Consider the following 25750-nt stretch of genomic DNA (forward strand, 5'->3'; position numbering starts at 1 on the left):
GCCGTCTACGATGAAGGCTCTGGCCTTCATCGTCTAATCGAAGAGAATCGATGTGAAAGTACTCAGTGTCTTTGGTACAAGGCCGGAAGCCATCAAGATGGCGCCTCTGGTTCATGCGCTGGCGAATGACCCTCATTTTGAAGCGAAAGTCTGTGTTACCGCCCAGCATCGTGAGATGCTGGATCAGGTCTTGACCCTGTTTTCTATTGTTCCTGATTACGATCTTAACATTATGAAACCGGGGCAAGGGCTGACAGAAATTACCTGCCGAATTCTGGAAGGGTTAAAACCGATTCTGGAATCCTTTAAGCCTGATGTGGTGTTGGTGCATGGTGATACCACCACCACCATCGCCACGAGCCTTGCTGCATTTTATCAACGTATTCCGGTTGGCCACGTCGAAGCGGGCCTGCGTACGGGCGATCTCTATTCGCCCTGGCCGGAAGAGGCCAACCGCACGTTGACTGGACATCTGGCGATGTACCACTTTGCGCCAACCGAAAACTCTCGCCAGAATCTATTGCGGGAAAATATTCCTGACCGCACGGTGTTTGTTACCGGCAATACGGTCATCGACGCGCTCATCTGGGTACGCGATCGGGTGATGGCTAATGACGCGCTGCGTGCCGAACTGGCAGAACGTTATCCGTTCCTCTCCAACGGTAAAAAGATGATCCTGGTGACGGGGCATCGCCGTGAAAGCTTTGGCCGCGGTTTTGAGCAGATTTGCCATGCGTTAGCCGAAGTGGCGGCGCAGAACGAAGATGTGCAGATTGTTTATCCGGTGCATCTCAATCCAAACGTCAGCGAACCGGTGAATCGTATTCTCGGCCACGTTGAGAATGTGATCCTCATTGAGCCGCAGGACTATCTGCCCTTTGTCTGGCTAATGAACCACGCCTGGCTGATTCTGACCGACTCCGGTGGTATTCAGGAAGAGGCGCCATCCCTCGGTAAACCGGTGCTGGTCATGCGAGAAACAACCGAACGTCCGGAGGCCGTCAAGGCCGGTACCGTGCGTCTGGTTGGCACCGATACCAAACATATCGTTGAAGAGGTCACTCGCCTGCTGCATGACGACGAGGCGTATCAGACAATGAGCCGTGCCCATAACCCTTACGGTGACGGGCAGGCTTGTGATCGTATTTTGTATGCACTTAAACACAATCGGGTATCGCTATGAGTTTTACTACCATCTCCGTCATTGGCCTGGGCTACATTGGCTTGCCAACCGCTGCCGCTTTCGCTTCGCGTCAAAAGCAGGTTGTAGGGGTAGATATCAACCAGCATGCGGTTGATACCATTAACCGGGGTGAAATTCATATCGTCGAACCCGATCTCGATAAGGTTGTTAAGAGCGCGGTAGAGGGTGGCTATCTGAAAGCCAGCACCACGCCGGTAGAAGCCGATGCCTGGCTGATTGCCGTGCCGACGCCTTTTAAGGGCGATCATGAGCCCGATATGGTCTACGTTGAGGCGGCCGCAAAATCGCTCGCCCCGGTGCTGAAGAAGGGAGCGCTGGTCATCCTTGAATCCACCTCGCCGGTGGGGGCGACCGAGCAGATGGCCCAGTGGCTGGCTGATGCCCGCCCGGATCTGACCTTCCCGCAGCAGGCTGGTGAGCAGGCTGATGTGAACATCGCCTACTGCCCGGAGCGTGTACTGCCGGGACAGGTGATGGTTGAGCTTATCAAGAACGACCGCATTATTGGCGGCATGACGCCAGTCTGCTCCGCCCGCGCCAGCGAGCTTTATAAAATCTTCCTGGAGGGTGAGTGCGTGGTAACTAACTCCCGCACCGCTGAAATGTGCAAACTGACAGAAAACAGCTTCCGCGACGTTAATATCGCTTTTGCCAATGAACTGTCGTTAATTTGTGCCGATCAGGGGATTAACGTCTGGGAACTTATTCGCCTGGCTAACCGCCATCCACGCGTTAACATCCTGCAGCCCGGTCCGGGCGTCGGGGGCCACTGCATTGCGGTCGATCCCTGGTTTATCGTGGCGCAAAACCCTGAACAGGCGCGTCTGATCCGCACTGCACGTGAAGTTAACGACGGAAAGCCGCACTGGGTGATTAATCAGGTTAAAGCCACCGTGGCAGATAGCCTGGCTGAAAGCGGCAAACGCGCCAGCGAACTGAAAATTGCCTGCTTTGGTCTGGCGTTCAAACCCAATATTGACGATCTGCGCGAAAGCCCGGCGATGGAGATTGCCGAAATGATCGCCGACTGGCACAGCGGCGAAACGCTGGTGGTCGAACCCAATATCCACGCCTTACCGAAAAAACTGGCGGATAAATGTCAGCTGGTGGCCATGGACGCAGCGCTGGCTACCGCAGATGTACTGGTGCTGTTGGTCGATCATAAAGAATTCAAAGCCATCAGCGGCGATGCGATTCATCAGCAGCATGTCGTCGATACAAAAGGAGTCTGGCGTTGAGAAGGATTTTAGTTACCGGCGGCGCGGGGTTTATCGGTTCCGCGGTAGTTCGCCATATTATCCAGAACACCCAGGACGCCGTAGTGGTGGTGGATAAACTCACCTACGCGGGCAACCTGGCCTCGCTGGCGCCAGTGGCGGACAATCCGCGCTTCGCCTTTGAGCAGGTTGATATCTGCGATCGCGACGCCCTGAACACCGTCTTTGCTACCCATAAACCCGATGTGGTGATGCACCTGGCCGCAGAGAGCCACGTCGATCGCTCTATCGATGGCCCGGCAGTGTTTATCGAGACCAATATCGTCGGTACCTATAACCTGCTGGAGACGTCTCGTGCCTGGTGGAGCGGCTTAGCCGCTGAGCAGAAAGCGGCGTTCCGCTTCCATCACATCTCTACTGATGAGGTGTATGGCGACCTGCATTCGATGGACGATTTTTTCACCGAAACCACGCCTTATGCGCCCAGCAGCCCCTATTCCGCGTCTAAAGCCAGCAGCGACCATCTGGTTCGCGCCTGGCAGCGCACTTATGGTTTGCCGACGCTGGTGACCAACTGTTCCAATAACTATGGCCCCTATCATTTCCCGGAGAAATTGATTCCGCTGATGATTCTGAATGCCATCGCGGGCAAACCCTTGCCGGTATACGGCGATGGTCAACAGATTCGCGACTGGCTGTATGTTGAAGATCATGCCCGGGCGCTCTATTTGGTGGCGACAGAAGGCACCCCCGGCGAAACCTGGAATATCGGCGGGCATAACGAGCGCAAAAATCTCGACGTCGTTACTACCATTTGCGATCTGCTGGAAGAGCTGGTCCCGGTGAAACCGCAGGGTGTACAGCAGTATCGTGATCTGATCACCCGGGTACCCGACCGTCCAGGTCATGACCTCCGCTATGCTATTGATGCGTCCAAGATCGAACGTGAGCTGGGCTGGGCCCCGCAAGAGACGTTCGAAAGCGGCATTCGCAAAACCGTTGAGTGGTATCTCGCCAATGAAGGCTGGTGGAAGCAGGTACTGGATGGCAGTTACCAGGGCGAGCGTCTGGGGCTGAAGGGCTAACCGGGAGAATTTATGAAAGGCATTATTCTGGCAGGGGGCTCAGGCACGCGCCTGCATCCCATCACTCGCGGCGTATCGAAGCAACTGCTGCCAATTTATGATAAGCCGATGATTTATTATCCGCTTTCGGTGCTGATGCTGGCCGGTATTCGCGAAATTTTAATCATCACCACGCCGGAAGATAAAAGCACCTATCAGCGCCTGTTGGGCGATGGTAGCGAATTTGGCATTGCGCTGACCTACGCAGAACAACCGAGCCCGGATGGTCTTGCCCAGGCCTTTATCATTGGCGAAACCTTCCTGAACGGCGAGCCCTCTTGCCTGGTGCTGGGAGATAACATCTTCTTCGGGCAGGGGTTCAGCCCTAAGCTGCGCTCGGTTGCGGCACGCTCCGAAGGGGCGACGGTCTTTGGCTATCAGGTCATGGATCCAGAACGCTTTGGCGTAGTGGAGTTTGACGATAATTTCCGCGCACTGTCGCTGGAAGAGAAGCCCAAACAGCCAAAATCAAAGTGGGCGGTGACGGGTCTCTATTTCTACGATAACAAGGTCGTAGATTACGCGAAGCGGGTCAAACCCTCTGAGCGCGGCGAGCTTGAGATCACCTCAATCAACCAGATGTACCTCGAAGAGGGCAACCTCACGGTTGAGCTGCTGGGCCGCGGTTTCGCCTGGCTGGACACCGGTACCCATGACAGCCTGATCGAAGCCAGTACGTTTGTGCAAACCGTCGAAAAACGACAAGGCTTTAAAATTGCCTGTCTGGAAGAGATTGCCTGGCGTAATGGCTGGCTGGATGACGACGGCGTGAAACGCGCGGCCAGCCAGTTGGCTAAAACGGGTTATGGCCAGTATCTGCTGGAGCTGCTCCGTGCACGTCCACGCCAGTATTGACCCTCTCGTCTGGGAGAGCGATTTTTTCGGCATTCCGTCGGCGATTGTACGGGTCAATGCTGACGCGCCGCCGCTTTCTGCAGCCGATTTCGCCCCCTGGCAACGTCTGCAGGCGAAAATTCCGGCAGATCGTAGCGATCTGCTGGATGCGCTTCAACAGCAAGGGTTTCGCCTTGTCGAAGGTGAAGTTGATCTGGCCATCACGGTGAGTCAGCACACCAATCCTGGCGCGGAGGTGGCGAAGGTCCAGGATATTCCTGCGCTTCGTCATCTTGCCGCAGAAGCCTTTGCCCAAAGCCGTTTTCGAACGCCCTGGTACGCGCCACAAGACAGCGGGCGTTTTTATGCCCAGTGGATTGAGAACGCGGTACAAGGCACCTTCGACCATCTCTGCCTGGTGTTTCGCGCGGCAGATGGCGGGATCCAGGGGTTTGTCTCGCTGCGAAAACTGAACGACAGCGAAGGACGGATTGGTCTTCTCGCCGGGCGCGGTCTCGGCGAAAAATTAATGCAGGCAGCCCTCCATTGGGCGCAGCAACAGCAGCTTTCCACTCTGCGCGTGGCGACCCAGTTGGGCAACACCGCCGCACTTAAACGTTACATTGCGAGCGGCGCCAACATTACAGCGACTGCTTACTGGCTATACAGGTGACAAGATGATTCCATTTAATGCGCCTCCTGTGGTGGGCACCGAACTCGATTACATGCAGTCTGCAATGGGCAGCGGCAAGCTCTGCGGCGATGGTGGTTTTACTCGTCGTTGCCAGCAGTGGATGGAGCAGCGCTTCCACAGCGCCAAAGTCCTGCTGACCCCGTCCTGCACCGCCTCGCTGGAGATGGCCGCGCTGCTGCTGGACATTGGGCCTGGCGATGAAGTGATCATGCCGAGCTATACCTTCGTCTCGACGGCGAATGCCTTTGTGCTTCGCGGTGCAAAAATCGTCTTTGTTGATGTGCGTCCGGATACCATGAACATTGACGAGACGCTGATCGAAGCGGCTATTACGGATAAAACGCGGGCGATTGTGCCGGTGCATTACGCGGGCGTGGCCTGTGAGATGGACACCATTATGGCGATCGCCAAAAAACACAACCTGTTCGTGGTAGAAGATGCCGCACAGGGGGTGATGTCCACCTACAAAGGGCGCGCACTGGGCACCATTGGCCATGTCGGCTGTTTCAGCTTCCACGAAACGAAGAACTACACCGCAGGCGGTGAAGGTGGCGCAACGCTGATTAACGATCGCGCGCTGGTAGAGCGTGCCGAGATCATCCGCGAGAAAGGCACTAACCGCAGCCAGTTCTTCCGCGGCCAGGTGGATAAATACACCTGGCGTGATATTGGCTCCAGCTACCTGATGGCCGACCTGCAGGCCGCCTATCTGTGGGGGCAACTCGAGGCTGCAGACCGCATCAATCAGCAGCGCCTTGCGTTGTGGCAGACCTATTACGATGCGCTGGCCCCGCTGGCGAAGAAAGGGCGTATTGCGCTGCCAACGATACCGGCGGACTGCGTTCATAACGCGCACATGTTTTACATCAAACTGCGTGACAACGACGATCGCAGCAAGCTGATCGACTATCTTAAAGAAGCCGAGATTCTGGCCGTTTTCCACTACATTCCGCTGCACTCCAGCCCGGCTGGCGAAGCCTTCGGACGTTTCGTGGGCGAAGACCGCTTTACGACGAAAGAGAGTGAGCGGTTACTCCGCTTGCCGCTGTTCTACAACCTTACTGCGTCTAATCAGCGCACGGTTATTAATTCCCTTCTGAGCTACTTCAGCTGATATGTCTCTGGCGAAAGCATCGGTGTGGACCGCCGCGTCCACCCTCGTCAAAATCGGCACGGGACTGCTGGTTGTGAAATTACTGGCGGTCTCTTATGGTCCTTCTGGTGTTGGGCAGGCGGGTAACTTCCGCCAGCTGGTCACCGTGCTTGGCGTACTGGCCGGGGCGGGGATTTTTAACGGCGTGACCAAATACGTCGCGCAATACCAGGATGACACGGCACAGTTGCGCCGCGTGGTGGGCACCTCGTCGGCGATGGTGCTGGGTTTCTCTACGCTGCTGGCTGTCATCTTTCTTCTGGCTGCTGCGCCTATCAGCCAGGGGCTGTTCGGGCATACCCACTACCAGGGGCTGGTGCGCCTGGTGGCGCTGGTTCAGATGGGCATCGCCTGGGCCAACCTGCTCCTGGCGCTGATGAAAGGGTTCCGTGACGCGGCCGGTAACGCGCTGGCGCTCATCTCTGGCAGCATAATCGGCGTGATTGCCTATTATGCGTGCTATCGGCTGGGCGGCTACGAAGGGGCGCTGCTGGGGCTGGCGTTGGTGCCTGCACTGGTGGTGATCCCGGCAGGATTTTTCTTGCTTCGGCGCGACAATATCCCGCTGCATTATCTGAAGCCGCAGTGGGACAAGATGCTGGCCAGCAGCCTGGGCAAGTTTACCCTGATGGCGTTGATCACCTCAGTCACCTTGCCTGTCGCCTATGTGATGATGCGAAACCTGCTGGCGGCGCACTACAGCTGGGACGAAGTGGGGATCTGGCAGGGGGTGAGCAGTATTTCTGACGCCTACCTGCAGTTTATCACGGCCTCCTTTAGCGTCTGGCTGCTGCCAACGCTGTCGCGCCTGACCTCCCGCGAGGATATCACCTGCGAGATTGGCCGCTCGCTGCGCTTTGTGTTACCTGCTGTAGCGGTGGCCAGCTTAACTGTCTGGCTGCTGCGCGATGTTGCCATCTGGCTCCTCTTTTCCGACAAATTCACCCCCATGCGCGATCTGTTCGCCTGGCAACTGGTGGGGGATGTACTGAAAGTAGGCGCTTACGTCTTCGGCTATCTGGTGATTGCGAAAGCCTCGCTGCGGTTGTACATCCTGGCGGAAATCAGCCAGTTCACCTTGTTAACTGCTTTCTCTTACTGGCTGATACCTGCGCACGGTGCGCTGGGGGCAGCCCAGGCCTATATGGCCACCTATATTGTCTATTTCGCTGCCTGTTGCGGCGTATTTTTACTTTGGCGTAGACGCGCATGACTGCACTGATTCACGTACTGGGATCGGATATCCCGCACCATAACCAGACCGTATTGCGGTTTTTTAACGATCAACTGGCGTCAGGTAATCCTGATGCGCGCGCGTTTATGGTGGTTAGTCAAACGCCCGACTCCGTTGCTCATTTTCCAGCTCTGGCTATCACCGTCTGGCCTGATAAAGCCAGCCTGGCAAAAGCCGTTATCGCGAAAGCGAAAGCGAACCGCGAGCAGCGATTTTTCTTCCATGGGCAATTCAATACCGGGCTTTGGCTGGGACTACTAAGCGGTGGGCTGCGGCCTTCGCAGGTGAGCTGGCACATCTGGGGCGCCGACCTCTATGAAGCATCGCGGGGCTGGAAATTCCGCCTCTTTTACCCGATACGCCGGATGGCACAAGGGCGGGTAGGGTGCGTTTTTGCCACCCGAGGCGATCTCAATTATTTTGCGAAACAGCATCCGGCTGTCCGTGGTGAGTTGCTCTACTTTCCCACCCGTATGGATCCTGGTCTGAACAGTCTGGCGAAGGATATCCGCCGGGAAGGGAAGTTAACCATTCTGGTGGGGAACTCCGGGGACCGCAGCAATGACCATCTCGCGGCGCTAAAAGCGGTACACCAGCAATTTGGCGATACGGTTAATGTGGTTGTGCCGATGGGCTACCCTGCACATAACGAAGGGTATATCGCCGAGGTGCGCCAATGTGCGCTGGGGCTTTTCAGCGCCGACAATGTCCAGATCCTCAGTGATAAGCTGGAGTTTGACGCTTATCTGGCGCTGCTGCGTCAGTGCGATTTAGGCTATTTTATCTTTGCGCGACAGCAGGGCATTGGCACACTCTGTCTGCTGATTCAGGCGGGCGTGCCCTGTGTGTTGAATCGCGAAAATCCCTTCTGGCAGGACATGGCTGAGCAGAGCATCCCGGTGTTGTTCACCAGCGATGAGCTGAATGTAGAGGTGGTACGCGAAGCACAGCGCCAGCTCGCACTGGTTGATAAAAACGCCATCACATTTTTCAGCCCGAACTATCTTGCTCCCTGGCATCAGGCATTACGGATCGCTTCAGGAGGTCAGAAATGAGCCAGTTGCAATTCAGTGGCCTGCTGGTGGTATGGCTGCTGAGCACGCTCTTCATCGCTACTCTGACGTGGTTCGAGTTCCGTCGCGTGCGTTTTAACTTCAACGTCTTTTTCTCGTTGCTGTTTCTGCTCACTTTTTACTTCGGCTTCCCGCTAACCAGCATCCTGGTCTTCCGCTTTGATGTAGCCGTGGTGCCGCCCGAAATTCTCATGCAGGCGCTGCTGTCGGCTACCTGTTTCTATGGTGTCTATTACGTCACCTACAAGACGCGGCTAAGGTCGAACGCCAGCACCGCGCCGCGAAGTGCGTTGTTCACTATGAATCGGGTCGAGACGCATCTGACCTGGATAATGCTGATGATGATCGCGCTGGTAAGTGTCGGCATCTTCTTTATGCACAACGGATTTTTGCTGTTTAAGTTGCACTCTTACAGCCAGATTTTCTCCAGTGAAGTGTCCGGTGTAGCGCTGAAAAGGTTCTTCTACTTCTTTATACCGGCGATGCTGGTGGTCTATTTCCTGCGCCAGGATGCCCGAGGATGGCTCTTCTTCCTCGTCAGTACGGTGGCGTTTGGCTTGCTGACCTATATGATCGTCGGCGGCACGCGCGCCAATATTATTATCGCCTTCGCCATCTTCTTGTTTATCGGCATTATTCGTGGCTGGATTTCGCTGTGGATGTTGGCCGCTGCGGGAGTGATGGGCATTGTGGGGATGTTCTGGCTAGCGCTTAAACGCTACGGTATGGACGTGAGCGGAGACGAGGCGTTTTACACCTTCCTCTACCTCACCCGCGATACCTTTTCGCCATGGGAAAATTTGGCGTTACTGTTGCAAAACTACGACAAGATCGACTTCCAGGGGCTGGCGCCGATTGTCCGCGATTTTTATGTCTTTATCCCCACCTGGCTGTGGCCAGACCGACCAGGCATTGTGCTCAATACTGCCAACTACTTTACCTGGGAAGTGCTGAATAACCACTCCGGGCTGGCTATCTCCCCCACGCTTATCGGCTCGCTGGTGGTGATGGGCGGCGGCTGGTTTATTCTGCCGGGCGCGATTGTCGTGGGGCTGATTATCAAGTGGTTTGACTGGCTCTACACCCTGGGTAACCAGGAGACAAACCGCTATAAGGCCGCGATTTTGCATAGTTTCTGTTTTGGTGCCATTTTCAATATGATCGTGCTGGCGCGAGAGGGGCTGGATTCGTTCGTCTCCCGTGTGGTTTTTTTCATGATGATTTTTGGTGCCTGTCTGCTGATGGCGAAACTGTTGTACTGGCTATTCGACAGCGCCGGACTGGTGCATAAACGTGAATCAAGACCCAGCAGAACGCTCTCGCAAGTCTGAGTAAGGATAAGAATGACTGACAATACCTCTGCGCCGCAGTATGACCTGCGTGGTCTGAAACTGATCGGCTGGCGTGATATGCAGCATGCGCTGGACTATCTGTGTGCTGGCGGCCACATCAAAACTGGCACCCTGGTCGCCATCAATGCAGAAAAGATGCTTACCCTTGAAGACAACCCCGAGGTTCGTCAACTGATCGAGGCGGCAGAATTTAAATACGCCGACGGCATCAGCGTAGTGCGTTCGGTACGTAAAAAATACCCCGCGGCGAATATCTCCCGCGTGGCAGGGGCCGATCTCTGGGAGGCGCTGATGGCACGTGCAGGCGCGGACGGCACGCCGGTGTTCCTGGTTGGGGGTAAGCCAGAAATCCTTGCGCAGACGGAACAGAAGCTACGCCGCCTGTGGAACGTCAATATCGTGGGCAGCCAGGACGGCTATTTCAAACCGGACGATCGTCAGGTGCTATTTGAACGTATCCGCGACAGCGGAGCCAAAATTATTACCGTGGCGATGGGATCGCCGCGCCAGGAGATCCTGATGCGAGACTGCCGTCAGGTCTGCCCGGATGCGCTCTATATGGGCGTGGGCGGGACTTACGATGTCTTCACCGGGCATGTGAAACGCGCGCCAAAAGTGTGGCAAAACCTGGGTCTTGAGTGGCTCTATCGTCTGCTTTCTCAGCCGAGCCGCATCACGCGTCAGCTCCGTTTGCTGCGTTATCTGCGCTGGCACTATACCGGGCGCTTATAAAGTTGGCCGGGCAGCGCGACAGAGTGGTCGCGCTGCAACCCACCTGTAAACCTGCTGCATTATTGTACGATACATCTATTTTTTTAACACACCGTTTGCCATTTCTCCGATTTTAAGAAACCATTCCCTCCCGTCGCAGTGCCATGGTGTTTTTTGCGCCAACCGTCAATCAGACGGTCGACGCTGCATGGCCTGTTATGGCGCATGTTTACCATAACAATAACCGGCTGACGCCGGGAGAGTAGCAAGCACAACTGAGGATTTATGGCAGAGAAAAAACCGGAGCTACAGCGTGGGCTGGAAGCTCGTCATATCGAATTGATTGCCCTCGGCGGCACTATTGGCGTGGGGCTGTTTATGGGCTCCGCCAGCACCCTGAAGTGGGCAGGCCCGTCCGTCCTGCTCGCCTACATTATCGCCGGGCTGTTCGTCTTCTTCATCATGCGTTCGATGGGCGAGATGCTGTTCCTGGAGCCGGTGGCTGGCTCCTTTGCGGTGTATGCTCACCGGTATATGAGCCCATTCTTCGGCTATCTTACCGCCTGGTCCTACTGGTTTATGTGGATGGCGGTAGGGATATCTGAAATTACGGCGATAGGGGTCTATGTCCAGTTCTGGTTCCCGGAGATGGCGCAGTGGATACCCGCGCTTATTGCCGTGGGGCTGGTCGCGTTAGCTAACCTTGCTGCCGTACGTCTTTACGGCGAAATTGAGTTCTGGTTTGCGATGATTAAAGTCACCACCATCATCGTGATGATTGTGGTCGGGCTGGGGGTGATCTTCTTTGGCCTGGGTAATGGTGGCGAGTCGATTGGCTTTGGCAACCTGACCGAGAACGGCGGCTTCTTCGCCGGCGGCTGGAAAGGCTTCCTGACGGCGTTGTGTATCGTAGTGGCGTCCTATCAGGGCGTAGAGCTGATCGGCATCACCGCCGGTGAAGCGAAAAATCCGCAGGTGACGCTGCGCAGCGCGGTAGGCAAAGTGCTGTGGCGTATCCTGATTTTCTATGTGGGCGCGATTTTCGTTATCGTCACCATCTTCCCGTGGAACGAGATTGGTAGCAACGGCAGTCCGTTTGTTCTCACCTTTGCCAAAATTGGTATTACGGCGGCGGCAGGCATCATCAACTTCGTGGTGCTGACGGCGGCGCTCTCGGGTTGTAACAGCGGCATGTATAGCTGCGGCCGTATGCTCTATGCTCTGGCGAAAAACCGCCAGCTTCCGGCGGCGGTAGGTAAGGTCTCGCGTGCGGGCGTACCGGTAGCGGGCGTGGCGATCTCTATTGCGATACTGCTGATCGGCTCCTGCCTCAACTACATTATCCCGAACCCGCAGCGCGTGTTTGTATATGTCTACAGCGCCAGCGTGCTGCCGGGTATGGTGCCATGGTTCGTGATCCTGATTAGCCAACTGCGTTTCCGTGAAGCGCATAAAAAAGCCATCGCCAGCCATCCGTTCCGCTCGATTCTGTTCCCGTGGACCAACTATGCGACAATGGCGTTCCTGGTCTGCGTATTGATCGGCATGTATTTTAACGAAGATACCCGTATGTCGCTGTTTGTCGGGGTCGCCTTCCTGGCGCTGGTAACAGCGTTCTACAAGCTTTTTGGGCTTGGGCGCCACGTCACGCGTCATAATATGGGCGAATAAGCGGCAAAATGCGCAAAGCGTAACCAAACGCGCATTTTTTTAAAAAAAGCACTAGACAGAACTACGAGACCTCCGTAATATCCAGCCCCGCAACGGCGCTAAGCGCCCGTAGCTCAGCTGGATAGAGCGCTGCCCTCCGGAGGCAGAGGTCTCAGGTTCGAATCCTGTCGGGCGCACCATTAACCCGGTGCTGGAGCTGCGGTGGTTTCGATACCGCGTAGAAAAGATTTGCAGTGGTGGCTATAGCTCAGTTGGTAGAGCCCTGGATTGTGATTCCAGTTGTCGTGGGTTCGAATCCCATTAGCCACCCCATTATTTAAAGTTGTGAAATGCGAAGGTGGCGGAATTGGTAGACGCGCTAGCTTCAGGTGTTAGTGTCCTTAGGATGTGGGGGTTCGAGTCCCCCCCCTCGCACCACGACTTAATGAGTTGAACTAAAAATTCAAAAAAGCAGTAAAGCGGCGAGTAGCGCAGCTTGGTAGCGCAACTGGTTTGGGACCAGTGGGTCGGAGGTTCGAATCCTCTCTCGCCGACCAATTTTGGACCCCGCCAAGGCGGGGTTTTTTGTATCCCACCCGACGAATTACGATTCGCAGGGTTGAAGTAAAAAGTAAAAAAGCAGTACATCGGCGAGTAGCGCAGCTTGGTAGCGCAACTGGTTTGGGACCAGTGGGTCGGAGGTTCGAATCCTCTCTCGCCGACCAATTTTGAACCCCGCTTCGGCGGGGTTTTTTGTTTTCTACCTTTCCTGCTGTGTTGCTCATCGCCGACAATCCCGTTCAGCATTGTCGTGAATGGGTGACAAATAACGCTTTGAATAATCTACATATTTTATTTGAACGCCTTTAGTGTCGCTACCAGGAGACACTTATTGTATCGCTGACCCTTTTTCTCCTGCCTCATTCCCTATGAACTGACATAAATCCCTTAGAACTTAAAAAGTTGTAGTGAAATCCATTTTCAGATGCGACGTTGGCACGTTACGTGCAATAATATAAATGTAGATGCTCATTCCATCTCTTATGTTCGCCTTAGTGCCTCATAAACTCAGGAATGATGCAGAGCCATTTAAGGTGCTTATCGTCCACCGACAGATGTCGCTTCGGCCTCATCAAACACCATGGACATAACGTTGAGTGAAGCACCACTATGTTGTCAAACAGACCTGTTTAACGCCTGCTTTTATAGCAGGCGTTTTTTTTGGTTTATTCCCGGTAGCGGATCATCACGGCAGCGACCAGCAACAGCGCGCTCGCCGACACCAGATAAAACGCCTGTATCGCCCCGTGCGTGGCGGCAATCAGCGCCGCGATGCTGGTAAAGACCGAGGCACTGACTGTTTGCCATCGCCATGCTTTGCCACTGGCGGCGGAGATATGCGTGGCTGCAAAACTGCTCAGCACACCAAAGGTTCCGGCCGCAAAGATAATATTCGATGCCAGGTGAGCAATAAAAATCAGCCCCAGAGCGATGGCTTGCTTTCCAGGCAGAGCCGGAATAAATGCGTAAGCGACGAAAAACAGGCCCAGACAAAGCAGTAGCGGTCGATTTTGACCTGCATAGCGGGGAAGACTCTCCTTATTGATCAGCAGCGGCCCGCAAAGTTGCCCCAGGCTACGGGCAAACAGTAACGGGAGCGCCATACCGGCAGCGTCAGCAGGCTGAATTTGCTGCGCCAGTGCAGGAAGGAGGGCCATAGCGGGCGCACCGACAGCCGCCAGTGCAGGCAAGAGTAACAGGCTGCGTTTTTGCCGTAGCGTGAGGCTTCGCCAGGACACGGTTACCGCCTGCGGGGTGTTGGGCTCTGAAGGCGCAGGTTTGCCAGAAAAGGCTCGCCCGGTCTGATAAAGCAGCAGTAAAGATCCCCCAAAGCTGAGCGCATCTGTCGCCAGTAACACGGCCATAGGGACATGTTGAAACAACAAAACCCCAAGCCCGGTGCCCAGCAATACCTGCGAGGCAAAAATCATATGCTCAAGGCAAGTCGCGGCTGGCAGCTCTGGCTCAGGAAGGCCCCGTTTGAAGAGCAACGTCAGTGCAGGCCAGCTCATACCGCTCAATAATGCTTCGCATGACTGTACCGCCAGCAGCGCCGTGATGCTGTGATAGTGCATCCCCAGCAGGGGAAATAACAGCGCCAGTAAACCCAGTAACTCGGTGATGATTAAGATCCTGATGGGGGCAAATCGCGTGCAGAGCTTTTCGCCGAGCAGGCTACCCACAAAGCCGGGAAGGGTGGCAAAAAGCCAGGCAAGGGTCAGTAATGATGGGGGCGCTTGCCACTCCAGCAACAGGCCAAACACCAGCACCTGCGTGAGTCCATTACCCAGTGAGGTAAAAATAAAAGCACAGGCAAGCAGGCGGAGCCAACGATGGCACCGCAGCGCGCTCAAGAGCGCGTACAGAAGGGTGTTCATGAACACAGTCCTTTCAAAAACGGTTTAATCCACGCGGCAAAGCGCGTGTACGAATAAAGGTTGATGAAAGGATGTCGTTACATTGGCGGGACGTTTCTCTGATGGCGATGAACAGACTGTAGCAGGCCTGCAGCGATAAAAAAAGGAGGCCTTACGGCCTCCTGATGCGCTACGGTTGGACGCTGTTATTTTGCAGCGTTAACAGCAAGCCATCGCGACGCATCGCGGCGGCCTCTTCTGGCTGGTGCAGCCTGTCCAGCGTATCGGCAAGCCAGGCATAGTCGAACGCGTCCGGACGCTGCTTAAGCGCGGCGCGGAAGGCGAGGCTGGCCTCTTTCCACTCACCGTGTTTAGTGAGCGACTGGCCCAGCGTGCTCCACAGCAGCGGGCGATCGCCCACGGTTTTGATCTGCTGGCGCAGCATTTTTTCGATCTGCTCTGGATTGTTGGTTTTCAGGCGCGGGATGACCATGACCAGGCGATCGTCATACTGGCGCTTCAGGCCATCGAGGATGATCTCCTGTGCGGTGTCATGATCGTCACATTCGATAAGATGCTCCGCCATGGCCACCTGCAGCGATACCTGCTGGCGCGTTTTACGGCTTTGGTTCTTCCACCAGCTTTTCAGACCATCGCTGCCCAAATCGGCCCGGGCCTGATCCATCAGCCCAATCCAGGCGAGACGTTGCAACTCATCGCGCTGTTCTTCGTCACCCACGTCGGCTTTCGCCATCGATGGAATGATGTCCAGCAACGAGCCCCAGGCACCGGTACGGATATAGGCCTGTTCGGCCAGACGCAGCACTTCAGGATGACGCGGGGTGATCTCCAGCAGACGGTCAATGCCGTGGCGTGCCGCATGATTTTCGTTACGCGCCAGCTGCAGGCGTACGCGGGTAATTTCCACCGGGATCTGATCGTTGGACGCCAGTTCAGCGGCGCGCTCCAGGTGCTGATTGGCACGAGCTTCATCGCCTCGCTGCTGCGCCGCTTCGGCCGCCAACAGGTAGTTCACTACCGGCTGTTCAGCGTGGTCGGCATTCTTCGACATCAGCTTTTCAACCTGCTGATAGTCGCCTTCGGCCAGTTTCAGCAGCGCCTGTTCAGTCTGTTTACGTGCGCGACGGCGTTTACGTCCCACAAACCAGCTCCGGGTGTGAGCCCCGGTCTGGAAGATGCGGCGCAGGATCCACTCGACGGCGAACAGCACAACCATCGCCAGGATCAGAATGATCACCAGCCCCGTGACGCTGGTTTCAACGTTGTAGTTGTCCGTCTGGATCAAGACGTACCCCTGATGGCCCGCCAGCATTGGGCCGAGGACGATCCCGGCGATCAACAGTAAGAAGAGCAACAAGACTTTGATCATGGTTACTCTCCCTGCGGTGCGCTTTGTGGCGCGCTTTCAGGCGCAGCGGTATTTGCTTCGGAGGCGACACCAGGCTGTGCCAGCAGATTACGCACGCGCGTTTGCATCAGTTTTTCCAGCACCGGCTGGCTTTCCAGCTTGTCCGGGACATTCATGGTGATGTTCTGCTGGCTGAGCTTATCCACCTCTTCCAGGAACGCGGTGGTGGTGGCATCGTCGGTATCGTAATAGGCGCGAACCCAGGTGGAGACGTTGTCCAGCGCCTGCTTGTAAGTCTCTTCCTGATGGCGCGGCACGGCCTGGGCGGCGACCAGCAGGCGGGAGCGGATGTTTTCACGCAGATAGACATCCTGATTAGGCGCCAGTAACGGTACGGCGGTTTCGTCACGGCGGCGAATGGTAATAAAGCTGTCCATAAAGTTCTGCCAGCTTTTTTGCAGGTTTATGCGCCACTCACTGATAGAGCTGGAAAGTTCGCCGCTATCAGAATCCATCGGGGTGTCGTCATCGTTGTTATCCGCCAGACGCAGGTTATCAATCTGGTTCGACAGTTGGTTAACCTTAAGGATAATGCCGTCGTAATCGACCTGAGAAACGGCGGCCAGGCTTGCGATATCTTCGGTGATGGCACGACGCGCGTTGATCAGGCTCGGGTCGTTCATATCGGCCAGGCTGGCGTCGGCGCTTTTCAGCAGAGCGGCGGCGGTGGTGACATCCTGATCGCTCCACAGCTTACGTCCGGCCAGTTTGACCAGGAAATCGGACTGGGCCAGCAGCCAGGTTTTGGCATCGGTACCGGAGATGGTGGCCACCTTCTGCTGCACCTCGTCCAGCTGTTTTGTCAGCTCAGCCTGCTTGTTATTGGCGGCGGTCAGCGCATCGGCCTGCTGCTTAATAACCGCTTCCAGATCCGTTTTTTGCGTCTCCTGCGCTTTTTGCAAGGCGGTGACCTGGCTCACCAGCGCATCATTGGTGGCGGTCTGGTTGGAGGCCTGATTTTTCACCAGACCGTACAGACCTACGCCCGCGGCGAGCGCGATCGCAATCGCAATGGCGCTTAGCGCAAGGCTGGTTTTATTCGTGTCGCGCTTCTGGGCAGTAGTGTTCTCGGTCTTCTCTGACTGTGGCGTGGTGTCCACCGTCTCCCTGGTCTCTTCAACCACGGCGGAGGATTTTTCTTGTTCCGTCATTATGGCTTCCCATTATGAGAGTTATTGTAATGCGCGCAGCAGCGCATCGTTGTCGGCGTTATCAGCGACCCTAATATCTTGCCAGCCCAGTTCCCGGGCGAGGTTCGCCAGACGCTCACTGACGACAATCAGCCGACAGCGGAGTAACCAGTTTTCACGATACCATGGTGGAATGAGCGACCAGAGCTGTTGCAGCATTTCACCGCTGGTGATCACCAGCGTTGTCACGCCGCGTTGATGCCAGCGCATGGCCTCTTCCGCACCATCATAATGCCTGGTACAACGTTGATAACATTCGCAGAATTTCACCTCTGCGCCGCGCTCGCGAAGCGTTTCACCCAACAGCTCACGCCCGCCGTTTCCGCGCAGAATCAGTGCGCGCTTTCCTGCAACAGACTGTAATTCAGGTAATTGTAGCAATACTTCGCTGGTCTCCCGATCCCGCGGATAGCGAATATCGATTCCGCTAACGGTATGCAGGGCCAGCGCGGTGGTTCGGCCAATGGCGAAGTAGCCGGGGGAAAGCGGCCAGGTTTGGCCTTCCTGTTGCAATTGCGCATGGGCAAACTCCACGGCATGTTGCGACAGCGCAAAAAGCAGGTCGCCTTCCCGTAGGGCGTGAAGCTGCTCTGTGAGCAGAGGCAGCTCCCTTCCCTGAGAGAACTCAATCAGCGGAAAGCTCCATGCCACCTGCCCCAGTGCGCGCAGACGGCTCACTAACTGCTCTCCTGCGGGAGAAGGGCGGGTGACGAGAATACTCATGCCGGGGGTTCTCCGTTATAAACGTCTGCCAGGATCTCGCGCGCGCCATTATCAAGCAGTTCCTCAGCGAGCGATACGCCAAGCTGCTCGGCATCTTGCGGTTTACCGCGACGTTCACCGCGCACCATTTTAGATCCGTCCGGGGCGCCAACCAGCGCCCGCAGCCACAGCTCATCATTCTTTAATTCAGCATAGCTGCCAATCGGCACCTGACAGCCGCCTTCGAGGCGGGTATTCATGGCGCGCTCCGCCTGGACACGAATCGCGGTTTCGTCGTGATTGAGCGGGGCGAGCAGGTCGCGGGTGTGTTGGTCGTCGAGACGGCACTCAATACCCACCGCACCCTGGCCCACCGCAGGCAGAGAGAGTTCGGGTGGCAACGCCACGCGTACGCGTGACTCCAGCCCCAGACGTTTCAGCCCAGCGACCGCAAGGATGATGGCATCATAGTCGCCGTTATCAAGTTTGCTCAGGCGGGTACCCACGTTGCCGCGCAGCGATCGGATAACCAGATCCGGGCGCCGCTCGGCCAGCTGACACTGGCGGCGTAAACTTGACGTGCCAACCACGCTGCCCTGAGGCAACGCGTCAAGCGAGGCGAAGTGGTTGGAGACAAACGCATCGCGCGGATCTTCACGCTCGCAAATCGTGACCAGGCCCAGCCCTTCGGGAAACTCAACCGGAACGTCTTTCATGGAGTGAACGGCAATATCGGCACGGCCTTCGAGCAGGGCCAGTTCCAGCTCTTTGACAAACAGCCCTTTACCGCCCACCTTGGCCAGCGGCGTATCGAGGATCACATCGCCCCGCGTCACCATAGGAACCAGCTCAACATGGAGATCGGCGTGGTAGGCTTCGAGGCGCTGCTTTACATAATGTGCCTGCCAGAGCGCAAGAGGGCTTTGGCGTGTGGCAATTCTTAAAACATTGTCTAACATGCTTGTTACCGTCATTTTCGTCTACTGACCATCCTAACATTGTTGTCTCTGTGATGGCAGTTTTACGGACGATGATGGGAAGAGGGACAAGGCAGCGGCACAAGTTGCCTGGCGCCGTATTCAGGAATTTACACGTACAGAACGGTGCTACACTTGTATGTAGCGCATCTTTCTTTACGGTCAATCGGCAAGGTGTTAAATTGATCACGTTTTAGACCATTTTTTCGTCGTTATGACCATAATGACCCAGGGCGAAAAGTGACGGTTTATTTTTGAAATAGTGTGAATGCGTTTCTCGCGGCCCCGCCAACGGCAACGCCTTCAGAACATCAGGCGATACGTCTTGTACCTCTATATTGAGACTCTGAAACAGAGACTGGATGCCATTAACCAACTGCGCGTAGATCGCGCGCTTGCTGCAATGGGACCCGCTTTCCAGCAGGTTTACAGTCTACTGCCGACATTGTTGCACTATCACCATCCGCTGATGCCAGGCTACCTGGACGGTAACGTTCCCAGAGGCATCTGTCTTTTCACGCCTGATGAAACCCAACAGCACTATCTGAACGAGCTGGAACTCTACCGTGGCATGCCGCCACAAGACTCTCCGAAAGGTGAACTGCCGATCACCGGCGTTTACACGATGGGCAGTACCTCATCGGTAGGGCAAAGCTGTTCTTCTGACCTGGATATCTGGGTCTGCCATCAATCCTGGCTTGATAACGAAGAGCGCCAGCTGTTGCAGCGTAAATGCAGCCTGCTGGAGAGCTGGGCGGCATCGCTCGGTGTGGAAGTGAGCTTCTTCCTGATTGATGAAAACCGATTCCGTCATAACGAAAGCGGCAGTCTGGGTGGTGAAGACTGCGGCTCGACTCAGCATATGCTGTTGCTGGATGAATTTTACCGTAGTGCTGTTCGCCTGGCCGGTAAGCGTATTCTGTGGAATATGGTGCCGTGCGATGAAGAAGAGCATTACGACGATTACGTCATGTCGCTCTATTCTCAGGGTGTGCTGACGCCAAACGAGTGGCTGGACCTGGGCGGCTTAAGCTCCCTTTCCGCTGAAGAGTATTTTGGCGCCAGCCTCTGGCAGCTCTATAAAAGTATCGACTCACCGTACAAAGCGGTGTTGAAAACCCTGCTCCTCGAAACCTACTCCTGGGAATATCCTACGCCGCGCCTGCTGGCGAAAGACATCAAGCAGCGTCTGCACGACGGGGAGATTGTCTCCTTCGGGCTCGATGCCTACTGCATGATGCTGGAGCGCGTGACGGAATACCTGAAAGCCATTGACGACACCACCCGTCTGGACCTGGTGCGTCGCTGTTTCTATCTCAAAGTCTGTGAGAAGCTGAGCCGCGAACGGGCCTGCGTGGGCTGGCGTCGTGAAGTAGTCAGCCAACTGGTCAAAGAGTGGGGATGGGACGAAGAGCGGCTGGCAATGCTCGACAATCGCGCCAACTGGAAGATCGATCAGGTGCGAGAAGCGCATAATGAACTGCTCGATGCCATGATGCAGAGCTACCGTAACCTGATTCGCTTTGCTCGACGCAACAACCTCAGCGTTTCCGCCAGTCCGCAGGATATTGGGGTGTTGACCCGTAAACTGTACGCTGCGTTTGAAGCGCTGCCGGGTAAAGTCACGCTGGTTAACCCGCAGATTTCGCCAGACCTGTCTGAACCGAATCTGACCTTTATCTATGTACCGCCGGGCCGCGCGAACCGCACCGGGTGGTATCTGTATAACCGTGCGCCAAGCATGGATTCGATTATCAGCCATCAGCCGCTGGAATATAACCGCTACCTGAACAAGCTGGTGGCCTGGGCCTGGTTCAATGGCCTGCTGACGTCGCGCACCCGGCTGTTTATCAAAGGCAATGAGGTCGTCGACTTAGCCAAGCTGCAGGAGATGGTCGCAGACGTATCGAGCCACTTCCCGCTGCGTCTGCCGGCACCGACGCCAAAAGCGCTCTACAGTCCGTGCGAAATTCGCCATCTGGCGATCATCGTTAACCTGGAGTACGACCCGACGGCGGCCTTCCGCAATCAGGTGGTTCACTTTGATTTCCGCAAGCTGGATGTCTTTAGCTTTGGCGAGCAGCAAAATTGCCTGGTGGGCAGTATCGACCTGCTCTATCGCAACTCCTGGAACGAAGTGCGTACGCTGCACTTCAACGGCGAGCAAGCGATGATCGAAGCGCTGAAGACCATTCTCGGCAAGATGCACCAGGATGCGGCTCCGCCGGACAGCGTCGAGGTGTTCTGCTATAGCCAGCACCTGCGCGGTTTGATCCGTACCCGCGTGCAGCAACTGGTCTCCGAGTGTATCGAACTGCGTCTTTCAAGCACCCGCCACGAAACTGGCCGCTTCAAAGCGCTGCGTGTCTCCGGCCAGACCTGGGGGCTGTTCTTCGAGCGGCTGAACGTATCGGTGCAGAAACTGGAAAACGCCATCGAGTTTTACGGCGCGATTTCCCATAACAAGCTGCATGGCTTGTCTGTGCAGGTAGAAACCAACCACGTGAAGTTGCCGCAGGTAGTGGATGGCTTTGCCAGTGAAGGGATTATTCAGTTCTTCTTTGAAGAGGTGGGGGATGACGCCGGGTTTAACATCTATATCCTGGATGAGACCAACCGCGCCGAAGTTTATCACCACTGTGAAGGCAGCAAAGAGGAGCTGGTACGCGACGTGAGCCGCTTCTACTCCTCATCGCACGATCGCTTCACCTACGGCTCCAGCTTTATTAACTTTAACCTGCCGCAGTTCTACCAGATTGTGAAAGTGGATGGCCGTGCACAGGTGATTCCGTTCCGTACGCAGGTGATTGCCGCCGCCCCCGCGAATCAGGACGCCGGCGCACCGCTGCTGCAGCAGTATTTCTCGTAGTCGGGCCCGGTAAGCGTGACGCTACCGGGCTAAAACGCGTTAGCTAAAGCTGACTGTCTCGCCTGCCTGGGATGTTGCCGCCTGTTCCAGCAGATCCCAGAAGCGCTCGCCGCTACGGTCACAAATCCACTCATCACCTTTCAGATCGAAATGGTAGCCGCCCTGTTTGGTCGCCAGCCACACCTGATGCAGCGGCTCTTGACGGTTAATGATGATTTTAGTGCCGTTTTCGAAGCTGATGGTCAGCACGCCGCCGTTGATCTCACAATCGATATCGCTGTCGCCGTCCCAGTCGTCCAGGCGCTCTTCAATGGTCTGCCACAGGTCGTCTGCAAGGCGATGGAATTCACTGTCATTCATTGGTCTGTTCCTGTTTTTCGTGATGGCGGCAGTATAACGCTAAATAATTCCCGTTGCAGGTAAGCGGCAAACTCTTGCTTTTGTGTCTTCTCCTGCGATGATAGAAAGCATAAAGCACGAACTTACAGGCAACTAAATAATGAAAAACGTTTTTGGAACGCTGGCCGTTCTCCTCACGCTGCTGAGCCTGACCGGCTGTGGTCTGAAGGGGCCGCTCTATTTCCCACCCGCGGATAAAACGGCGCCGCCGCCAACCCGGCCGGTGGAGAGCCATATTGAGTCAACCACCCCGGTCAGTAACGATCGTGGCGACAACGGCGGCCCGACTCAGGTGAACTACTGACGACCCGTTCTGTACCCGCGCAATGGAGCAAATGATGCAGTTCTCTAAAATGCATGGCCTTGGCAACGATTTTATGGTCGTCGACGCGGTAACGCAGAATGTCTTCTTTTCCCCGGAGCTGATTCGCCGTCTGTCAGACAGACACCTGGGCGTGGGTTTTGACCAACTGTTGGTGGTTGAACCCCCCTACGATCCGGATCTCGATTTTCATTACCGCATTTTTAACGCGGACGGCAGCGAAGTCTCTCAGTGCGGCAACGGTGCGCGCTGTTTTGCCCGCTTTGTCCGCCTGAAAGGGCTGACCAACAAGCGTGACATTCGCGTCAGCACCGCCAACGGCCGCATGGTGCTTAGCGTTACCGATGATGAACTGGTGCGGGTCAACATGGGTGAGCCGCAGTTTGAGCCCTCGCAGGTGCCGTTTCGCGCCAACAAAGCGGAAAAGACCTATATCATGCGCGCCGCGGAACAGACAGTCTTGTGCGGCGTGGTCTCCATGGGTAATCCCCACTGTGTGATTCAGGTTGATGATGTCACTACCGCCGCCGTCGAAACCCTTGGCCCGATACTGGAAAGCCATGAACGTTTCCCGGAGCGCGCCAATATCGGCTTTATGCAGGTAGTGAAAAACGAGCATATCCGGCTGCGCGTGTATGAGCGTGGTGCGGGTGAGACACAAGCTTGCGGCAGCGGCGCGTGTGCCGCCGTTGCGGTAGGGATCTCACAAGGGTTACTGGCAGAAGAGGTTCGCGTGGAGTTACCCGGCGGCCGACTGGATATTGCCTGGAAAGGCCCGGGTCACCCACTGTATATGACCGGCCCGGCGGCACATGTTTACGACGGATTTATTCATCTATGAAGCAACCAGGGGAAGAACTGCAGGAGTCACTGACAGAGCTGGACGATCGGGCGGTTGTTGATTATCTGCTGCGCCATCCTGAGTTTTTTATCCGCAATGCGCGCGTTGTCGAACAGATGCGTGTACCGCATCCGGTTCGCGAAACCGTGTCACTGGTCGAGTGGCATATGGCGCGCTCGCGTCATCAGATCTCGCATCTGGAAGAGAATATCTCTCTGCTGATGGAACAAGCCACCAGCAATGAGAGCCTCTTCTACCGGCTGCTGCATCTGCAGTCCCGGCTGGCATCTGCCAGCAGCCTGGACGAATTCCTCAACCGTTTCCATCGCTGGGCCCGCGAACTGGGGTTGGCAGGCGCAACGATCCGCCTGTTCCCTGACCGCTGGCGTATCGGCGCGCCCTCTGGCTTTACCCATCTGGCACTGAACCGTCAGGCCTTCGAACCGTTGCGCATTCAGCGTCTGGGCAGAGAGCATCACTATCTGGGTACGCTCAACGGACCAGAACTGCTGGTGGTGCTACCGGAGGCTAAAGCCATCGGTTCGGTGGCGATGTCGCTGATGGGACGTGACGGCGATCTTGGCGTGATACTCTTTACCAGCCGGGACGCGCAGCATTATCAGCAGGGACAGGGCACTCAGCTGCTCCAGGAGATAGCTTTGATGTTGCCAGAACTGCTGGAGCGCTGGGTCGAGCGCCTATGACCGGGGCCTCGCTAACTTCTGCCGTGACGCGCTTTATGCGCTACCTGGGCGTTGAGCGCCAGCTCAGCCCCATTACGCTTAAGAATTATCAGCGTCAGCTGGATGCCATCATGCAGATTGCGGAAGAGAGCGGTCTGCAAAGCTGGCAGCAGTGCGATGCTGCCACGGTACGGGGATTTGCCGTACGCAGCCGCCGCAAAGGCCTTGGCCCGGCGAGCCTGGCGTTACGCCTCTCGGCATTACGTAGCTTCTTTGACTGGCTGGTGGCTCAGGGCGAACTCACGGCCAATCCGGCGAAAGGCATCTCCGCGCCGAAAGCACCGCGTCATCTGCCTAAAAATATCGATGTGGATGACGTTAACCGCCTTCTGAATATCGACCTTAACGATCCGCTGGCGGTGCGCGACAGGGCGATGCTGGAAGTGATGTATGGCGCCGGCCTGCGACTCTCTGAACTGGTGAACCTGGACAGTAAACATCTCGATCTCGACACCGGTGAAGTGTGGGTGATAGGCAAGGGGAGCAAAGAGCGCCGTCTGCCGATTGGCCGCAACGCCGTCGTCTGGATTGAACACTGGCTGGATCTGCGCGGGCTGTTTGGTGCCGACGACGATGCGCTGTTTCTCTCGAAGCTGGGCAAGCGCATCTCGGCGCGTAACGTGCAAAAACGCTTCGCTGAGTGGGGCATCAAGCAGGGGCTGAACAGCCATGTGCATCCTCACAAACTGCGCCACTCCTTCGCCTCTCATATGCTGGAGTCCAGCGGCGATCTGCGCGGCGTTCAGGAGTTATTGGGGCATGCCAATTTATCCACCACTCAAATCTATACCCATCTCGATTTTCAACACCTTGCCTCGGTGTACGACGCGGCGCATCCACGCGCCAAACGGGGGAAATAATGCGTTTTTACCGTCCGGTCGGCCAGATTTCTGCGCTGACCTTTGATCTTGATGACACGCTGTACGATAACCGTCAGGTGATCCTGCGCACCGAGCAGGAAGCGCTGAGCTTTGTTCAGAACTATCACCCGGCGTTAAAAACGCTGCAAAACAGCGAGTTTCATCGCCTGCGCCAGGCGTTACGGGAGACTGAACCGGATATTTATCACGATGTCACCGAATGGCGGCGTCGGGCGGTTGAACAGGCAATGCTGGATGCCGGCCTCACGGCGTCCGAAGCGGCTCTGGGCGCGGAGGCGTCGATGGCGCATTTTGCTAAATGGCGTAGCCGTATCGATGTGCCGCAAGAGACGCACGATACCCTTGCCGCGCTTGCCGAAAAGTGGCCGCTGGTGGCTATCACCAACGGCAATGCTCAGCCAGAGCTCTTTGGCCTGGGTGATTACTTCGAATTTGTACTGCGTGCCGGCCCGGACGGACGCTCGAAGCCGTTCAACGACATGTACCATCTGGCGGCGAAAAGACTCAACGTACCGCTGGGCGAGATCCTGCACGTGGGCGATGACCTCACCACCGACGTGGCGGGGGCGATCCGCTGTGGCATGCAGGCTTGCTGGATCAAGCCTGAAAACGCCGACCTGATGCAGGCTTTCGACAGCCGCCTGCTGCCACACGTGGAAATTTCGCGGTTGGCATCCCTCACGACGCTGATATAATCACCAGCAGTATTGTATAAATTAACAGTATGTCCGGTG

General features: G+C 56.1%; 23 protein-coding genes and 5 tRNA genes. 22 read left to right on the forward strand and 6 right to left on the reverse strand.

Annotation, left to right across the window (positions count from 1 at the left end; genetic code table 11):
- The first annotated feature begins 52 nt into the window (after nucleotides 1–52).
- The 16 genes from wecB (at nucleotide 53) to B2Q93_RS15010 (ending at nucleotide 12971) form a co-directional block, all read left to right on the forward strand.
- Nucleotides 53–1183: a non-hydrolyzing UDP-N-acetylglucosamine 2-epimerase gene (gene wecB, locus B2Q93_RS14935; RefSeq protein ID WP_040078080.1), complete on the forward strand. Its 1131-nt coding sequence runs from the start codon at nucleotides 53–55 to the stop codon at nucleotides 1181–1183.
- Nucleotides 1180–2442, forward strand: coding sequence for a UDP-N-acetyl-D-mannosamine dehydrogenase (gene wecC / locus B2Q93_RS14940; protein ID WP_286933632.1), 1263 nt, complete (start codon nucleotides 1180–1182; stop codon nucleotides 2440–2442). Before wecB ends, wecC begins: the two co-directional genes overlap by 4 nt.
- The gene (gene rffG, locus B2Q93_RS14945; RefSeq protein ID WP_233804480.1) at nucleotides 2439–3506 is read left to right on the forward strand and encodes a dTDP-glucose 4,6-dehydratase; all 1068 of its coding nucleotides are present in this window, start codon (nucleotides 2439–2441) and stop codon (nucleotides 3504–3506) included. Before wecC ends, rffG begins: the two co-directional genes overlap by 4 nt.
- Nucleotides 3507–3518: 12 nt before the next feature.
- Complete coding sequence (gene rfbA / locus B2Q93_RS14950; RefSeq protein ID WP_046886617.1) at nucleotides 3519–4400, forward strand: glucose-1-phosphate thymidylyltransferase RfbA; 882 nt, start codon at nucleotides 3519–3521, stop codon at nucleotides 4398–4400.
- The gene (rffC, locus tag B2Q93_RS14955; protein ID WP_414672037.1) at nucleotides 4378–5052 is read left to right on the forward strand and encodes a dTDP-4-amino-4,6-dideoxy-D-galactose acyltransferase; all 675 of its coding nucleotides are present in this window, start codon (nucleotides 4378–4380) and stop codon (nucleotides 5050–5052) included. The genes rfbA and rffC overlap by 23 nt, the downstream gene beginning before the upstream one ends.
- 4 nt (nucleotides 5053–5056) lie before the next feature.
- The gene (gene rffA / locus B2Q93_RS14960; protein WP_046886615.1) at nucleotides 5057–6187 is read left to right on the forward strand and encodes a dTDP-4-amino-4,6-dideoxygalactose transaminase; all 1131 of its coding nucleotides are present in this window, start codon (nucleotides 5057–5059) and stop codon (nucleotides 6185–6187) included.
- 1 nt (nucleotide 6188) lies between these two features.
- Entirely contained in the window at nucleotides 6189–7439 is a 1251-nt protein-coding gene (gene wzxE, locus B2Q93_RS14965) for a lipid III flippase WzxE (RefSeq protein ID WP_286933633.1), read from the forward strand.
- Nucleotides 7436–8515 (forward strand): TDP-N-acetylfucosamine:lipid II N-acetylfucosaminyltransferase, encoded by a 1080-nt coding sequence (locus B2Q93_RS14970; RefSeq protein ID WP_207292605.1) that lies wholly within the window; start codon nucleotides 7436–7438, stop codon nucleotides 8513–8515. Before wzxE ends, B2Q93_RS14970 begins: the two co-directional genes overlap by 4 nt.
- Complete coding sequence (gene wzyE, locus B2Q93_RS14975) at nucleotides 8512–9864, forward strand: ECA oligosaccharide polymerase (RefSeq protein ID WP_286933634.1); 1353 nt, start codon at nucleotides 8512–8514, stop codon at nucleotides 9862–9864. Before B2Q93_RS14970 ends, wzyE begins: the two co-directional genes overlap by 4 nt.
- Nucleotides 9865–9876: 12 nt before the next feature.
- The gene (wecG, locus tag B2Q93_RS14980) at nucleotides 9877–10617 is read left to right on the forward strand and encodes a lipopolysaccharide N-acetylmannosaminouronosyltransferase (RefSeq protein WP_286933635.1); all 741 of its coding nucleotides are present in this window, start codon (nucleotides 9877–9879) and stop codon (nucleotides 10615–10617) included.
- A 264-nt stretch (nucleotides 10618–10881) separates the two neighbouring features.
- Nucleotides 10882–12267: a bifunctional threonine/serine APC transporter ThrP gene (gene thrP / locus B2Q93_RS14985; protein ID WP_046886610.1), complete on the forward strand. Its 1386-nt coding sequence runs from the start codon at nucleotides 10882–10884 to the stop codon at nucleotides 12265–12267.
- 102 nt (nucleotides 12268–12369) lie between these two features.
- Nucleotides 12370–12446, forward strand: a tRNA-Arg gene (locus B2Q93_RS14990).
- 57 nt (nucleotides 12447–12503) lie between these two features.
- Nucleotides 12504–12579, forward strand: a tRNA-His gene (locus B2Q93_RS14995).
- A gap of 19 nt (nucleotides 12580–12598) precedes the next feature.
- Nucleotides 12599–12684: transfer RNA gene (locus B2Q93_RS15000), tRNA-Leu, on the forward strand.
- A 42-nt stretch (nucleotides 12685–12726) separates the two neighbouring features.
- A tRNA-Pro gene (locus B2Q93_RS15005) sits at nucleotides 12727–12803 on the forward strand.
- A 91-nt stretch (nucleotides 12804–12894) separates the two neighbouring features.
- Nucleotides 12895–12971, forward strand: a tRNA-Pro gene (locus tag B2Q93_RS15010).
- A gap of 501 nt (nucleotides 12972–13472) precedes the next feature.
- Here the strand turns inward: B2Q93_RS15010 and B2Q93_RS15015 are convergent.
- The 5 genes from B2Q93_RS15015 to hemC form a co-directional block, all read right to left on the reverse strand.
- A complete protein-coding gene (locus B2Q93_RS15015) occupies nucleotides 13473–14684 on the reverse strand; it encodes an MFS transporter (RefSeq protein ID WP_286933637.1) in 1212 nt (403 codons plus the stop codon).
- Between the two features lie 169 nt (nucleotides 14685–14853).
- The gene (gene hemY / locus B2Q93_RS15020; protein ID WP_286933639.1) at nucleotides 14854–16053 is read right to left on the reverse strand and encodes a protoheme IX biogenesis protein HemY; all 1200 of its coding nucleotides are present in this window, start codon (nucleotides 16051–16053) and stop codon (nucleotides 14854–14856) included.
- Nucleotides 16054–16055: 2 nt separating this feature from the next.
- On the reverse strand, nucleotides 16056–17243 hold the full coding sequence (hemX, locus tag B2Q93_RS15025; protein WP_046886528.1) for a uroporphyrinogen-III C-methyltransferase: 1188 nt from the start codon (nucleotides 17241–17243) through the stop codon (nucleotides 16056–16058).
- Nucleotides 17244–17264: 21 nt separating this feature from the next.
- Nucleotides 17265–18005 (reverse strand): uroporphyrinogen-III synthase, encoded by a 741-nt coding sequence (hemD, locus tag B2Q93_RS15030; RefSeq protein WP_046886529.1) that lies wholly within the window; start codon nucleotides 18003–18005, stop codon nucleotides 17265–17267.
- The gene (hemC, locus tag B2Q93_RS15035; RefSeq protein WP_040078100.1) at nucleotides 18002–18943 is read right to left on the reverse strand and encodes a hydroxymethylbilane synthase; all 942 of its coding nucleotides are present in this window, start codon (nucleotides 18941–18943) and stop codon (nucleotides 18002–18004) included. The genes hemD and hemC overlap by 4 nt, the downstream gene beginning before the upstream one ends.
- 343 nt (nucleotides 18944–19286) lie before the next feature.
- On the opposite strand from hemC, the gene cyaA reads away from it, so the two are divergent.
- Nucleotides 19287–21830 carry a class I adenylate cyclase gene (cyaA, locus tag B2Q93_RS15040; RefSeq protein ID WP_040078101.1) on the forward strand — a complete coding sequence of 848 codons (2544 nt, stop codon included), beginning with the start codon at nucleotides 19287–19289 and terminating at the stop codon, nucleotides 21828–21830.
- 39 nt (nucleotides 21831–21869) lie between these two features.
- Here the strand turns inward: cyaA and cyaY are convergent, their stop codons facing one another.
- Entirely contained in the window at nucleotides 21870–22190 is a 321-nt protein-coding gene (cyaY, locus tag B2Q93_RS15045; protein WP_207292602.1) for an iron donor protein CyaY, read from the reverse strand.
- Between the two features lie 139 nt (nucleotides 22191–22329).
- Between cyaY and lptM the strand changes: the two genes are divergently transcribed.
- Genes lptM through yigB form a run of 5 tightly spaced genes read left to right on the forward strand, consistent with a single transcriptional unit; the run spans nucleotide 22330 to nucleotide 25711 of the window.
- On the forward strand, nucleotides 22330–22533 hold the full coding sequence (lptM, locus tag B2Q93_RS15050) for an LPS translocon maturation chaperone LptM (protein ID WP_040078103.1): 204 nt from the start codon (nucleotides 22330–22332) through the stop codon (nucleotides 22531–22533).
- 34 nt (nucleotides 22534–22567) lie between these two features.
- Nucleotides 22568–23392, forward strand: a complete 825-nt coding sequence (dapF, locus tag B2Q93_RS15055) for a diaminopimelate epimerase (protein WP_040078104.1) — start codon at nucleotides 22568–22570, stop codon at nucleotides 23390–23392.
- Nucleotides 23389–24096: a DUF484 domain-containing protein gene (locus B2Q93_RS15060; RefSeq protein ID WP_040078105.1), complete on the forward strand. Its 708-nt coding sequence runs from the start codon at nucleotides 23389–23391 to the stop codon at nucleotides 24094–24096. Before dapF ends, B2Q93_RS15060 begins: the two co-directional genes overlap by 4 nt.
- Nucleotides 24093–24995, forward strand: coding sequence for a tyrosine recombinase XerC (gene xerC / locus B2Q93_RS15065; RefSeq protein ID WP_207292601.1), 903 nt, complete (start codon nucleotides 24093–24095; stop codon nucleotides 24993–24995). Before B2Q93_RS15060 ends, xerC begins: the two co-directional genes overlap by 4 nt.
- Nucleotides 24995–25711, forward strand: coding sequence for a 5-amino-6-(5-phospho-D-ribitylamino)uracil phosphatase YigB (yigB, locus tag B2Q93_RS15070; protein WP_040078108.1), 717 nt, complete (start codon nucleotides 24995–24997; stop codon nucleotides 25709–25711). Before xerC ends, yigB begins: the two co-directional genes overlap by 1 nt.
- The last annotated feature ends 39 nt before the right edge of the window (nucleotides 25712–25750 follow it).

It is taken from the genome of Leclercia sp. UBA5958, assembly GCF_002430365.1.
Classification (GTDB): domain Bacteria; phylum Pseudomonadota; class Gammaproteobacteria; order Enterobacterales; family Enterobacteriaceae; genus Enterobacter; species Enterobacter pneumoniae.

Bases quoted from the DNA above. Each gene is read 5' to 3' on its own strand.
- wecC (WP_286933632.1), top strand. From the start codon at position 1,180: ATGAGTTTTACTACCATCTCCGTCATTGGCCTGGGCTACATTGGCTTG.
- rfbA (WP_046886617.1), top strand. From the start codon at position 3,519: ATGAAAGGCATTATTCTGGCAGGGGGCTCAGGCACGCGCCTGCATCCC.
- rffA (WP_046886615.1), top strand. From the start codon at position 5,057: ATGATTCCATTTAATGCGCCTCCTGTGGTGGGCACCGAACTCGATTAC.
- wzxE (WP_286933633.1), top strand. From the start codon at position 6,189: ATGTCTCTGGCGAAAGCATCGGTGTGGACCGCCGCGTCCACCCTCGTC.
- B2Q93_RS14970 (WP_207292605.1), top strand. From the start codon at position 7,436: ATGACTGCACTGATTCACGTACTGGGATCGGATATCCCGCACCATAAC.
- wzyE (WP_286933634.1), top strand. From the start codon at position 8,512: ATGAGCCAGTTGCAATTCAGTGGCCTGCTGGTGGTATGGCTGCTGAGC.
- wecG (WP_286933635.1), top strand. From the start codon at position 9,877: ATGACTGACAATACCTCTGCGCCGCAGTATGACCTGCGTGGTCTGAAA.
- thrP (WP_046886610.1), top strand. From the start codon at position 10,882: ATGGCAGAGAAAAAACCGGAGCTACAGCGTGGGCTGGAAGCTCGTCAT.
- B2Q93_RS15015 (WP_286933637.1), bottom strand. From the start codon at position 14,684: ATGAACACCCTTCTGTACGCGCTCTTGAGCGCGCTGCGGTGCCATCGT.
- hemY (WP_286933639.1), bottom strand. From the start codon at position 16,053: ATGATCAAAGTCTTGTTGCTCTTCTTACTGTTGATCGCCGGGATCGTC.
- hemX (WP_046886528.1), bottom strand. From the start codon at position 17,243: ATGACGGAACAAGAAAAATCCTCCGCCGTGGTTGAAGAGACCAGGGAG.
- hemD (WP_046886529.1), bottom strand. From the start codon at position 18,005: ATGAGTATTCTCGTCACCCGCCCTTCTCCCGCAGGAGAGCAGTTAGTG.
- hemC (WP_040078100.1), bottom strand. From the start codon at position 18,943: ATGTTAGACAATGTTTTAAGAATTGCCACACGCCAAAGCCCTCTTGCG.
- cyaY (WP_207292602.1), bottom strand. From the start codon at position 22,190: ATGAATGACAGTGAATTCCATCGCCTTGCAGACGACCTGTGGCAGACC.
- lptM (WP_040078103.1), top strand. From the start codon at position 22,330: ATGAAAAACGTTTTTGGAACGCTGGCCGTTCTCCTCACGCTGCTGAGC.
- dapF (WP_040078104.1), top strand. From the start codon at position 22,568: ATGCAGTTCTCTAAAATGCATGGCCTTGGCAACGATTTTATGGTCGTC.
- B2Q93_RS15060 (WP_040078105.1), top strand. From the start codon at position 23,389: ATGAAGCAACCAGGGGAAGAACTGCAGGAGTCACTGACAGAGCTGGAC.
- xerC (WP_207292601.1), top strand. From the start codon at position 24,093: ATGACCGGGGCCTCGCTAACTTCTGCCGTGACGCGCTTTATGCGCTAC.
- yigB (WP_040078108.1), top strand. From the start codon at position 24,995: ATGCGTTTTTACCGTCCGGTCGGCCAGATTTCTGCGCTGACCTTTGAT.